Genomic DNA, 12578 nt, shown 5'->3' with positions numbered 1-12578 from the left:
GCGGCCTGACAAGGGGGTAGTCTGCCCTCTTAACGGTTTACGGAACCGTTAAGAGCTACAATGTAGGTTTTGGGACGAGCAATATGCCACCATTTGTTTGAAACAAAGACTTTATGCCGATTTTCTCTGCCATATGAACGGGAATAGCTCATTTTTATTCATTTTTTAAGCAGACTCATCAGGATAAAAAAATAAGACAAGCAGAGCTTGTCTTATTTTAGTTAGTGAAGCTATAGTTTTTCAGATAGTGTAATTATATTGCGGAAATTTATAATAAGAATAGTAGTAGGATTAGTGTTGTAGAGTGTTGTAATTAGTACTTTGTAAGTTGCTGCAAAAGTGCTGTATCAGTTACTGAGAAAAAAACTGTATTTAATGTGTTGGGGTAGCTGTGTATAGTGCTGCGATTAGTGCTACATAAGCTTCACTGACTATATTAAGACAATAACATACATTAATCGACAAGTCAAGGCTATGACAATTAATAATAATTTTCAAACTTTCGACAAATAACATTTGATTGTCCATAAAACAGGAATGATGGCAATTGCTGGCGAATAAACTAATAACGAGTTTTATAGAGACAATCAATTTATGCTTGAGGTGAGTATATGCGGCAAACCGTTTCCCATAGAATTCTGTTTTTATTAATCGTAACCTTATTTACCTTGTTTGCTGTAGACAGACCGGTAAAGGCTGAAGCTGGACCGGTCATCAGCATATCGATCAAAGGGGAAATAAATGGTGGTCAGGCGGCTCTAGTCCATAAAGCCATGGCTGATGCCCGTAGTAAACAGGCCCAGGCCGTTCTAGTTGAGATTGACACCTTTGGTGGTTTGGTAGATGCTGCCGTAAGCATCAGGGATATGATTATCGATTCACCTGTCCCGACGATTTGTTATGTGAAAAACCGGGCTTGGTCGGCAGGGGCGCTTATCGCTATTTCTCATAAGCATATTGCCTTAGCACCGGGCGGCAGTATTGGCGCGGCTGAGCCAATACCTACCACTGAAAAAACGGTAGCTGCCTTAAAAGCTGAGTTCGCAGCAACAGCAAATCGGACTGGGCGCGATCCACGGGTGGCCGAAGCCATGGTGGATAAATCACTTGGTTACCCAGGCTATGCCGAACCTGGCCAAATATTGGCCCTTACAGACTATCAGGCAGCTAAGGTAGGTTATGCGGACATTGTGGCACCTGACCGGGAAGCTGTGTTAGCGAACTTTGGCTTGTCCGGGATAGAGGTTCTGGAATATACGCAAGGCTGGCAGGAAAAATTAGCAGGCAGGCTGTCTGACCCTGCTGTTAAGTCATTTCTAATGTCAATAATATTTTTGGCAGTTTTAGCCGAAATTAAAACTGCTGGCTTAGGGGTGGCAGCCCTAATTGGCCTGGTTGCGGCACTGTTGTTTTTTGGCAGCCAGTGGATTACCGGTATTGCTGGATGGCTGGAAATTATCTTGTTTATCGGCGGTATAGGTTTAATACTTTTTGAGCTTTATACACCAGGCGTAGGCATATTTGGCATTAGCGGTATCATTGCCATCTTTGCCAGCCTATTTCTAACGCTCGGTGCAAATGCTGCTGCAATTAACTTGCTGGCTATTAGTTTACTTGTTGCTATTGTCTTGTTCTTAGCGCTTGCCAAGAGCTTGCCATCAAGTAAATTATGGGCTCGGCTAATCTTAAAAGACGCTGAGACCAAAAATGCTGGTTTTAGCAGTAGCCAAGACTACAGCCTGTACCTGGGCAAGACAGGAATAACGACTACCGGGCTTCGACCTGCCGGAGCCTTGATGATTGATGGTGTTCAACTTGATGTAGTGTCTGAGGGTCAGTTTATTGAGCCCAATACTTTGGTTAAGGTGGTGAAGATAACCGGAAACCGGATAGTCGTACGCCCCGTTAATTCTTAATAAATATATAGGGAGGTAGTCATTTGTCAGCTTTAATTGGTAGTGTTTTCCTTGTAGCCTTAGTGATTGTCGCTATTGGCATATTCCTTCATTTTGTGCCTCTAGGACTGTGGATTTCGGCACTGGCGGCCGGGGTCAATGTCGGTATCTTTACACTTGTTGGTATGAGACTCCGTCGGGTACCACCCAGTAATATCGTGCTTCCTTTAATTAAAGCCAACAAAGCCGGTCTTGCTGTAAATGTTAATCAGCTTGAGGCTCATTATCTGGCCGGTGGCAATGTCGATCGGGTAATTGATGCCTTGATTGCTGCTCATCGTGCTGAAATCCCTTTACCGTTTGAACGTTCTGCAGCCATTGATCTGGCTGGCCGAAATGTACTGGAAGCCGTGCAGATGAGTGTTAATCCCAAAGTCATTGAAACCGCGTTTGTCTCAGCAGTAGCCAAAAATGGCATTGAGCTTAAAGTTAAAGCCCGGGTTACCGTTAGAGCCAACATTGACAGACTGGTAGGCGGTGCGGGTGAAGCGACTATCCTGGCCCGTGTTGGTGAAGGTATTGTTACAACTGTTGGTTCGACTGACGACCATAAAGAGGTACTGGCAAACCCTGACCATATTTCACGCACTGTGTTGACTAAGGGGCTTGATTCAGGCACCGCATTTGAAATTCTGTCAATTGATATCGCCGACGTTGATGTTGGCCGGAATATTGGCGCCGAACTTATGACAGACCAAGCCGAAGCGGAAAAACGTATTGCTCAGGCCAAAGCAGAGGAGCGCCGGGCCATGGCTGTGGCCCAAGAACAGGAAATGCGCGCCTTTACCCAGGAAATGCAGGCTAAAGTAGTAGAAGCCCAGGCAGATGTGCCGAAAGCTTTAGCCGTTGCTTTAAAGGAAGGACGCATGGGTGTTATGGATTACTACAATATGAACAATGTGCTTGCAGATACCCAGATGCGAGAGACCATTGCCAAAGCCGGCCCGGTAGATCTGGCTCCGAAGACAGATGAACCTAAAAAATAGGTTGGTGAAACTATGGATTTATTAATTCCGCTGCTGTTAATGCTGGTAATGTATGTTGTACCTGAGTTATTAAAACGGCGAAAACAACCTAAAGAATATGAATATCCCGACATTCCTGAAAAAGTACCGCAACCTATTGACATAAAACCAGTGGATATTAAAGTAAAGCATATTCCACAAGAAGCCGCTGTTTTTGCCGAACCGGCTCATAAGACTTGGGTTATTCCGCCGAAATCAGTATCTATGCCGTCAGCTATAACCGTACCGCACTTCGTAGAACCTGCTTCACCCTGGGAAGGCAAGGTTTCGCCGCAGATGGTGCAAAATGGCCTGATTTTCTCAGAAATAATCCAGCCGCCACGCGCTTATCGGCCAATTTGGCGGCATCTTAAATAGTCGTCGAATTGAATAGGCCAGTTTTGAACAATTTAAAAAAATAAACAGGGAAGATAACCCCTATTTATTATCCAAACAATGAGTATTAAAGCCTATAACCTATTGATTTTACTGGGGTTATAGGCTTCTTCTTTTTGCGATTGGCGAAGTAGTATTATATAAAATTACAATGGGCAGGATTTTGAGTATGTCGAGCCGCCAATCAAAAGAGTTTTACACCTCCAGATTACTGGGATTTTCGGAACAAAACCGGTGCGCAAGATGTAGGATAGCACCACAGTGGGCTGCATATTCGCGGGGTGCATATAAACTTTGGATAACAAGGCTGTTGTTGTGATTTGGTTTCACTGTCATTCCAATCTATAAATTCAGGCGTTTCCCATGTTGGCATAAGGCTTCCTCCTCAATATAATTTATTACCATAATATGCGGGAGAAGACTTATGGGTCCTTCCAGGGACCTAAACGCTTGAGGGTCTGGCGAGGCCATAAGGCCATAGCAAATAACTGAGTGACTAAGTGTGTCACCGGTGTGAGCCGTTCACAACTACCAGCAAATTTTTTTGTAAAAGAACCCAAAAAGCAATGAAACCAGTATTAAAGGGCATTGTTAAATGCATAAAAATAGTGGGCAAAAATCCCCTGTTTTATTTTTTTATTTTGGCGCACACTAAAATCACGAGCAAATTAACTAATCAAGGGGGCAAACATATGTCGGAATATAAAGGCCGCCTTACTTATGCAAAAGGCACCTATATGGAATTTGTCGTTGCTCCTAACCAAGATGTAGACTTTGGTGATATTTTAGTTGTTGAAGGTAAAAATGATGACCGGTTTTATATTCGGGCTTACGACTTTAAGATTAAATCACGCTGGTCAGGAATGAACGGCGTCAGTTATTTAATGAGTAAACTTGACGAAAATGGACAGGTAGCAAATCAAGAAGAACTGGATTTTTATTTGGGTGGTAATCATACTGTGAAAATCGGGATTGCTGAGCAACTTTGTTATGCAGATGCACAGGGGCAGCTATTTAACCCCAAAACTTGTCCTGACTTTTTCTGTGAAGTTCGCGGGCTGGCCACAGACGATTCAGCCTTACTCAACGAAATGAAAGGTGACCTTGAAGTTGGTTATTTGAAAAGTGGCCGTGAGGTGCTCAAATTACCTGTTGGCATATTTGGTTCCAAAGCCATAACTGAGCATATTGGCATTTTTGGAACAACGGGTTCTGGTAAAAGTAATCTGGTAAAGGTGCTTTCAAGTTCAATCATTGATAGCGAAAACTATGGTTTACTCATTTTTGATGTGCATAATGAGTATTACCGTGATTTGTCGCTGCATCCCCGGGTTAATGAACGCTTAGTGGTATATAACACTAACCCTGAAGCAGAGCGGCCCAATGTGCGTAAACTTGCGCTTAACTATAACGAGGTCGAGCCTGAAGATATTACGGCTTGCGCAACGTTTAGCGAGCCGCAGCTAGACGCTATTTATAAACTGTCATCCGTATGGCAGGATCGGTGGATGGATTATGTATTAAAATATGATGCTGAAGATATAATTGACGAAATAGCCGGCTGCACCGGTCAAAAATTTCAATCGCGCACAATTAGTAAGATCAAAAGTATCTGTTGGAATCTGGAACAAGAGTTAAATATCAGCGAAGAAGCAAACCATCCTGAAGAGATTACTGCGGTTGAGCAAATGCTAAAAGACTTAGAGCAAGGTAAGGTGGTACTGGTCGAGCTCAAAAATATCTCGCCTGTTGGTGAGCAGGCTTTGTCAACACTGTTATCGAAAAAAATGCTGCTTCATTATGCTAATAAGTCTGAAGCCGAACGTTCTGTTGCCAAGCCGGTATTGATTGTTCTTGAGGAAGCCCATCGCTTCTTAGGTAAAAAAGAACAAAGCACACAGAATGTTTTTGCCCGTCTAGTCAGCGAAGCCCGGAAATTTAATATTGGCTTGTGTGTTGTCGATCAGCAGCCACGGTTGTTAGCTGACAAAGTACTGTCTCAGCTAAATACTTTATTTATACTAGGACTTGCTTCTAAGTCTGACCGGGGCAAACTAGAGGCTATGTGCCGTAAGGATATTCTCCAACAGCGAAATGAGATTAAAAATCTGGACTGTGGCGAACTGATAGTGGCCACCAACTATATGCGCTTTGCTGCGCCGGTAAAAGTTCATAAGTTTGATGAATATTTAACCCGTATCTAATTACTCCCCTTCTCGTGTACTAATGAGCCTGCTCTTAGGCATACATTTGTATATGAGGGGGGATTTTTCATGTTGCGCCGTAAAGGAAATTTGCAGTCACTGGCCGGGTTTCTTGAAATACCGCAAGATATAGTGCTTGATATGCCGAGAATAACGATGCTTGGTAATAAACAATTGCTGGTTGAAAACCATAAAGGGATTATAGAGTATACCCCTTCACTTGTTCGTATCAAACTTAACCAGGGGGAGTTATTTATTTATGGCGAGGACCTAATACTGGGGAACCTGCAAGCTGAACAAATCCTAGTAGAAGGTGTGGTGCAGGAGGTCAAATATGATATTTAATACCAAATACCTGCGCGGTGCTGTAAAAATCCGCATAAGCGGATCAATACCAGAACGGTTTATCAATCTTTGTATCACAGAGCAAATTCTTTTATGGGGTATAACTAAAACCAATGAAGACCTAATCGCCTGGATAGGTCTTGATGATTTCTTGAAAATTCGTCCGCTGGTAATTCGTAGCCATACTAAAGTAAGGGTATTATCTCATCGCGGTCTGCCTTTTGCGATAAAACGTGCTAAACGGAGAAAGGCGCTGATGGCTGGTGCCATTTTGTTTATTATTTTACTAAACATATTGTCTTCCTATGTTTGGTTTGTTGATATCACCGGCTTAAAAACTATGCCGGAAAACGCAATAAGATATGTTGCAAGCCAGCATGGTTTGCAACCGGGAGCGGTAAAAGAGGGCGTTAACATCAAAACGATTGAGCGGGAGATATTATTAAATGTTCCAGAAGTGGCCTGGGTAGGCATTAACTTTATGGGTACACGTGCTGTTATTGAAGTAGTTGAGAAAACGATGCCTAAACAGGAAAACAAGGCACCAGCTCATATTGTTGCCACAAAAGACGGCGTGATTACCGAGATTATTGCTTTAGCCGGTCAACCAGCAGTAAAGAAAGGCGATACTGTGAAAAAAGGCGATTTACTTGTGAAAGGATTTACGCCTGAGCCAACATCAACTGCTGCTGAAGGTCAACCGATGGTAATCAATGTTCCCCGGGAGCTTATTAGGGCTAAAGGTATTATTAAAGCCTGGGTATGGTATGAGAGTTATGCTGAAGCTGAATTAAAAAAGACAACTGTTACTCGTACCGGCAACCGTCAGGCAGAAGTGGCTTTAAAAATCGGTGATAGTGAGTTATCATTTAACACAACACCAGATCAACCGTTTCAGGAGTTTGAAAGCGAGATTATACATAAACAACTGCCGCTATGGAGGAATAGCGAGTTTACTGTCGAATCAACTATTAAACTATATTATGAAGTAAACTCAAATTTGACAGTGAAATCTTTTGAAGAGGCGCGCGATGAGGCACATGCCAAGGCTATCCAGGTGGTGCAGAATATTATTCCTGAAACAGCGCAGATACTGTCGCGTAACTATGAAATACTAAAAACGCCAGAAGAGAATATTGTTCGAGTAAAAGTAAATGTGGAAACAATAGAGGATATTGGGCAAACTATAAATATTTCCCAATAATTGAATTAGGGGGCACTACTTATTTGGAAAAGCGGATTAGCTTTGCCGACACAAAAGAAGCCGTAGCGGTTTTGGGCAGAAATGACGAGTATTTAGGTTTGATTAGCCAGCAGTTCGCAAGCGGTATAACAGCTCGGGGAACAGAACTGATTTTCGATGGAGAATCTGGTGAAGTTGATAAACTTATGCGATTGTTTAATGAACTCATCTATCTGTATCGTGAGGGCAATCCGGTAACAAGCCATGATGTGAGGTACAGCCTCCGCATGATTATGGAAGGCCAGGCTGATTATCTCCATCAAATGTTTGCAGACACGGTTCTTGTTACTGCCAGAGGCCGCCATATTAAGCCGAAAACTTTAGGACAAAGCCAGTATTTAGAAGCCATTCGACGCAATCACATCACCTTTGGAATAGGACCTGCGGGAACTGGGAAGACTTATCTTGCTGTAGCGATGGCAGTATTTTCCTTGAAAAATAAGCAAGTGGAAAGAATAATCTTGACTCGACCGGCAGTAGAAGCTGGTGAAAAGCTTGGTTTTTTGCCTGGTGATTTACAGGAAAAGATTGACCCGTATTTACGGCCGTTGTATGATGCTATGTACGACATTATGGGTGCAGAGACTGTGCAGAAATATATGGCCAAGAATATTATCGAGGTGGCACCCTTAGCATATATGCGGGGACGGACACTAGAAGATGCTTTTATCATTTTGGATGAAGCACAAAATACAACTGCTGAGCAAATGAAAATGTTTCTAACAAGAATGGGGTTTGGCTCAAAGATGGTTGTCACTGGTGATATAACCCAGATTGATTTGCCGGCAGGAGTTAAATCAGGGCTTAAGCATGCCCAGGCTGTACTTGCAGGAACGCAAGGCATTGCGCTGATCAGTTTGAACGAAAGTGATGTAGTAAGACATGAGATAGTCAGCCGAATCATCAAGGCTTACGAACAGTACGGTCAAGAGTAAGAACATAGATTCAGCCCATATTCATGAATGCTGAAGTATGTCATATGGAGTTGAAAAAGATGATGTCGGTTAATAACAGGTTGCGTGAGTTGTTTGTGCAGCCGGGCAGTATACATGCCCGGCCATTAGTACGCAGGATAGTATTGCTTGTGCTTTTCTTTGCACTCTATATGCTGTCTTTATCAGCAGATTTTATCCCGGACAAAGTGTCGCTGCTAATTGGTCAGGTGAGTGATCGGGACGTAATTGCGCCAAGGACAGTGTCTTATGTAGATAGCACCAAGACAAAGAAACTTGAGATGGAAGTAATGGCCAGTGTAGCCAATGTATATGATTTGGATGTTGCTGTCATGGCCAAAGCCGAAGAAGAGGTCAGGGCTATTTTCCGTGTGGCTCAACTTGTTCAAGCAGATAAAACGCAAATAACCAATGAACAAAAAGTGCAGCGATTAACCCATGAGCTGCCAGTGAATCTGTCAAGCACAGTTGTAAACGGTCTCGCTAATTTAGATGAGGCCGGATTAGTAAAAACTGAGGACTATACAAAGTCGATACTGCGCAAGTACCTGCAACGTGGTATTAGGGATGATGATCTGGATATTGCCAGAAAGCAGGTAGTGCTGGAAGCTGAAGAATTGGGTTTTGGAAAAAATGCCGAAGCCGTAGTGGCCGGTATTGCACAAACACTGATTCGCCCCAATTTTATCTTAAACGTTCGGGAAACAGATAAACGGAAACAGTCAGCTTTGGCAAATATTGAATCTGTTCGGGAAACTGTCAAGAAAGGCCAGGTATTGGTAAGACGTGGCGATGTAGTGACAGGCGAGCAGATTCATGTAATGGAAGAGTTGGGGCTTTACGCCGGCAATGTGAGTGAAGTCCGAATTTTTGGGCTTGCTATTTTTGTGCTGCTGGTAATGGGTATCTCTCTAGGCTATCTATACAAGTTTGCTTATCGTGTATATGAAAATGATATGCATCTACTTTTATTGGGGTTAATTGTTTTAGTTACCATGCTGATTGGCAAGATGGCTCATTATTACTCTGATTTTGCCGCGCCGGTTGCGGCTGGAGCCTTGTTAACAGCTATTCTCATTGATAATAGGGTAGGGCTTGTAATTAGTGTAATTATGGCGATGTTTTTTGGTGTAATTGTTGACCATGATTTAAGAGCTGTCGCTGCTGCACTTATTGGTGGTATGGCCGGGGTATACAGTGTAACCAAGATGGCCCACGGTTATAGCCTAATCAAAGCAGGGGTTTCGATTGCAGCCATTAATTTCCTTGTGATTGGTTCTACAGGTCTTATCCAGCAGCTTGACGGAACAGTGGTACTGGTACAGTGTTTATTTGGTGCCATCAGCGGCATTGCCTCGGCGGTAATCACAACCGGGCTTCTGCCCTATCTTGAACATGCCTTTAATATTACGACACCTATCAAGCTGCTAGACCTAGCTAAGCCTAATCATCCGCTGTTGCAGCGCCTGCTTTTAGATGCACCTGGAACCTACCACCACAGTGTTCTTGTTGGCAATCTTGCCGAAACGGCTGCCGTTACGGTAGGCGCAGATCCTGTGGTAGTACGGGTAGGTGCTTATTACCATGATATCGGTAAAATCAAAAGACCGTATTTCTTTATCGAAAACCAGGCAGGCTGCGAAAATCCGCATGACAAAATCGCGCCCTCGCTTAGCACGCTGATTGTTACCTCCCATATTAAAGATGGACTTGACTTGTGCCGGGATTACAAATTGCCCCAAGTAATAACAGATATTATAGAGCAGCACCACGGAACTACGTTGGTGTCCTATTTCTATAAGCGGGCTACTGAAAACGAACATGGTGAATGCATCATTGAAAACGATTTTCGCTACGAAGGTCCGACACCGCAGACAAAAGAGGCGGCACTCGTCATGCTGGCTGACGCCTGTGAAGCGGCAGTGCGGTCAATAAGCAAACCTAATGTTAACCGCATTGAGGCTACTGTCCGCAAAATGATCAGGGAAAGGCTGCAGGACGGTCAGTTGGATGACTGTAACCTTACCTTAAGAGATCTTAAGGTAATCGGCGATGTATATATCAGACTACTGTCAAGCATGTTTCACACCCGTATTGAATACCCTGAAGCTTTAAAAGAGCTTGAGAGGAGAAAAGCCAAGAATGGAAATAATAATAAACAACCTGCAGGAAAAGATGACATTAACGCCTGCAATGGAACAAATGCTGATGCAAGTGCTAAACAAAGCGGCTGAGGTTTATGGACTAGAGCCGCAGGCAGAAGTCAGTGTCGTGCTGGCAGACGATGATTACATCCGCCAGCTTAATCGTCAGTATCGCGGTAAAGATACGCCTACTGATGTATTATCGTTTGCTATGAATGAGCATTGCCAAGGTGATCATGAACCAGAGATTACCGAAGCTCCGGACGATATTGAAATTTTGCTTGGAGATATAATAATCTCGCTTGACACTACCGCTCGCCAGGCAGAAGAATTCGGTCATAGTCTGGAACGTGAACTGGCTTATCTGACAGTTCACGGTATGTTGCACCTCTTGGGTTACGACCATGAGGATCAGGCAGAACGCCTTGAGATGCGGAAGGAAGAAGAATATGTTTTATCACTCCTGGGTATTACCCGAGAGCAGTAAATGCCAGTTATGCGGGTATTAGCTGCTTTCAAGTACGCAATGGCTGGTATTACCTACTGTGTGCGCCGAGAACGCCACGTAAAGATTCATCTGGCTGCAGCAATTGTGGCAATAGGACTAGCTTGGTGGTTTGACTTCAGCGCTATTGAACAAGCCGTTTTGTTTGTGACGATTGCAGGAGTCATTACTGCGGAGCTATTTAACACTGCCCTTGAAACCATTGTAGATAAAGTTTCGCCCGAGTTTCATCCATTGGCTAAGGTGGCTAAAGACGCCGCTGCCGGAGCGGTATTAGTGCAAGCTATAGCCGCATTAGGAGTTGGGTATGTTTTATTCGGGGACAAACTGTTAAAATAGGTGGGGAATGTGATGGAGGAGCTGGTTAATGCTGCTGTTAAGGCTAGAGAGCAGGCTTATGTACCTTATTCCAAGTTTAAGGTAGGAGCGGCAGTACAGGGGAAAAGCGGTCGTATTTATACAGGCTGCAATATTGAAAACGCTTCTTATGGCTTGTCAAACTGTGCTGAACGCACTGCTGTTTTCAAAGCCGTGTCAGAAGGCGAAGTGGGACTTACAGCGATCGCTGTAGTGGCCGATACGCCCGAACCGGTATCGCCGTGTGGTGCTTGTCGGCAAGTGATGGCTGAGTTTAATATCGACCAAATTATTTTGGTAAATCTAAAAGGCCAGCAGAAGACATTTACAATGGCTGAGCTGTTACCTTTCAGTTTTGCAAAAGGCGATTTTTTCAGAAAAGACGGTGACAATAGTGAATAAAGAAAACTATAAATCAGGATTTGTGGCAGTTATTGGCCGGCCTAATGTCGGTAAATCTACCTTGATGAATAATTTAATTGGTCAAAAAGTTGCCATTATGTCTGATAAACCTCAAACTACCAGAAATAAAATTATGGGTGTGCTTACCCAGGATGATGCACAAATTCTATTTATTGATACCCCCGGCATCCACAAGCCCAAGCATAAGCTGGGCGAATATATGGTCAAGGAAGCCGAAGGCTCGCTCCGCGAGGTCGATGTTATTTTGTTTGTTGTTGACGTGACTGCCGAAATGGGACCAGGGGAACGTTACATATTGGATAATTTGGCAAACGTCCGTACACCGGTCATTCTCACTGTAAACAAGATAGACAGGATAGAAAAACCTAAATTATTTCCAATTATCGAAAAGTATACTTCACAATTTCAATTTGCGGCTGTAGTGCCAATTTCGGCGTTAGACCATACCAATTTTGAAGGACTTGTTGCTGAGATCAAGACGTACCTTGAACCAGGTCCTCAGTATTATCCTGAAGATATGATTACCGACCAGCCTGAGCGTCTGGTCATCGCCGAACTCATTAGAGAAAAAGTGCTGCATTTGACCAAAGAAGAAATTCCACACGCGATACTTGTTGATATTGAAGAAATTGCTACCAGGCCGAATGATGATTTATACGTTAGAGCTGTCATCTATGTTGAACGAGACTCGCAAAAAGGTATTGTAATCGGTGCCGGTGGTCACCTACTCAAGGATATTGGCCGGCTCGCGCGGGCCGATATCGAGAATCTTTTGGGTTCGAAAGTCTATCTTGATCTGTGGGTCAAAGTAAAAAAAGACTGGCGCAACCGGGCTAATGTATTAAAAAGTTTTGGTTTTGATTGAGTTTGGGAATAAGTTTTTGAGGCTACCGCTCAGCGGTAGCCTATTCATGTGCGCCCAGCATGGGCGCTTACTTGTTGGTGAAAGTCCAATACGGGGGTTGATAGTGCCAACCGTTAGCCTAAGACAAGGGTGTCGCCTGTGAGGGCGAATCTGAAGGAAGTCGGCGGCAAAGCTCCGGTCTGAG

General features: G+C 43.7%; 12 protein-coding genes. All 12 read left to right on the top strand.

Annotation, left to right across the window (positions count from 1 at the left end):
• The first annotated feature begins 611 nt into the window (after nt 1–611).
• The 12 genes from VN447_RS06065 to era all read left to right on the top strand — a co-directional run bounded on the left by VN447_RS06065 (nt 612) and on the right by era (nt 12394).
• Nucleotides 612–1916: an NfeD family protein gene (locus tag VN447_RS06065; RefSeq protein WP_325523857.1), complete on the top strand. Its 1305-nt coding sequence runs from the start codon at nt 612–614 to the stop codon at nt 1914–1916.
• A 23-nt stretch (nt 1917–1939) separates the two neighbouring features.
• Entirely contained in the window at nt 1940–2941 is a 1002-nt protein-coding gene (gene floA / locus VN447_RS06060) for a flotillin-like protein FloA (protein WP_325523855.1), read from the top strand.
• Nucleotides 2942–2953: 12 nt separating this feature from the next.
• Nucleotides 2954–3337, top strand: a complete 384-nt coding sequence (locus tag VN447_RS06055) for a hypothetical protein (RefSeq protein WP_325523853.1) — start codon at nt 2954–2956, stop codon at nt 3335–3337.
• A 710-nt stretch (nt 3338–4047) separates the two neighbouring features.
• Nucleotides 4048–5559, top strand: a complete 1512-nt coding sequence (locus VN447_RS06050) for an ATP-binding protein (protein ID WP_325523851.1) — start codon at nt 4048–4050, stop codon at nt 5557–5559.
• Between the two features lie 69 nt (nt 5560–5628).
• Complete coding sequence (yqfC, locus tag VN447_RS06045) at nt 5629–5904, top strand: sporulation protein YqfC (protein ID WP_325523849.1); 276 nt, start codon at nt 5629–5631, stop codon at nt 5902–5904.
• Nucleotides 5894–7108, top strand: coding sequence for a sporulation protein YqfD (gene yqfD, locus VN447_RS06040; protein WP_325523847.1), 1215 nt, complete (start codon nt 5894–5896; stop codon nt 7106–7108). The genes yqfC and yqfD overlap by 11 nt, the downstream gene beginning before the upstream one ends.
• A gap of 23 nt (nt 7109–7131) precedes the next feature.
• Nucleotides 7132–8082, top strand: coding sequence for a PhoH family protein (locus tag VN447_RS06035; protein WP_325523845.1), 951 nt, complete (start codon nt 7132–7134; stop codon nt 8080–8082).
• Between the two features lie 44 nt (nt 8083–8126).
• Nucleotides 8127–10334 carry an HDIG domain-containing metalloprotein gene (locus VN447_RS06030; RefSeq protein WP_325523843.1) on the top strand — a complete coding sequence of 736 codons (2208 nt, stop codon included), beginning with the start codon at nt 8127–8129 and terminating at the stop codon, nt 10332–10334.
• Nucleotides 10276–10731 carry an rRNA maturation RNase YbeY gene (gene ybeY, locus VN447_RS06025; protein WP_325523861.1) on the top strand — a complete coding sequence of 152 codons (456 nt, stop codon included), beginning with the start codon at nt 10276–10278 and terminating at the stop codon, nt 10729–10731. Before VN447_RS06030 ends, ybeY begins: the two co-directional genes overlap by 59 nt.
• Nucleotides 10732–11088, top strand: a complete 357-nt coding sequence (locus tag VN447_RS06020; RefSeq protein ID WP_325523841.1) for a diacylglycerol kinase family protein — start codon at nt 10732–10734, stop codon at nt 11086–11088.
• Nucleotides 11089–11100: 12 nt separating this feature from the next.
• Nucleotides 11101–11508, top strand: coding sequence for a cytidine deaminase (locus tag VN447_RS06015; RefSeq protein WP_325523839.1), 408 nt, complete (start codon nt 11101–11103; stop codon nt 11506–11508).
• Entirely contained in the window at nt 11501–12394 is an 894-nt protein-coding gene (gene era / locus VN447_RS06010) for a GTPase Era (protein ID WP_414714885.1), read from the top strand. The genes VN447_RS06015 and era overlap by 8 nt, the downstream gene beginning before the upstream one ends.
• The last annotated feature ends 184 nt before the right edge of the window (nt 12395–12578 follow it).

The organism is Sporomusa sp. (assembly GCF_035561155.1).
Classification (GTDB): Bacteria; Bacillota; Negativicutes; order Sporomusales; family Sporomusaceae; genus Sporomusa.
Note: the sequence above shows the minus strand (reverse complement) of the source record. Positions and strands in the feature narration are given on the sequence as shown.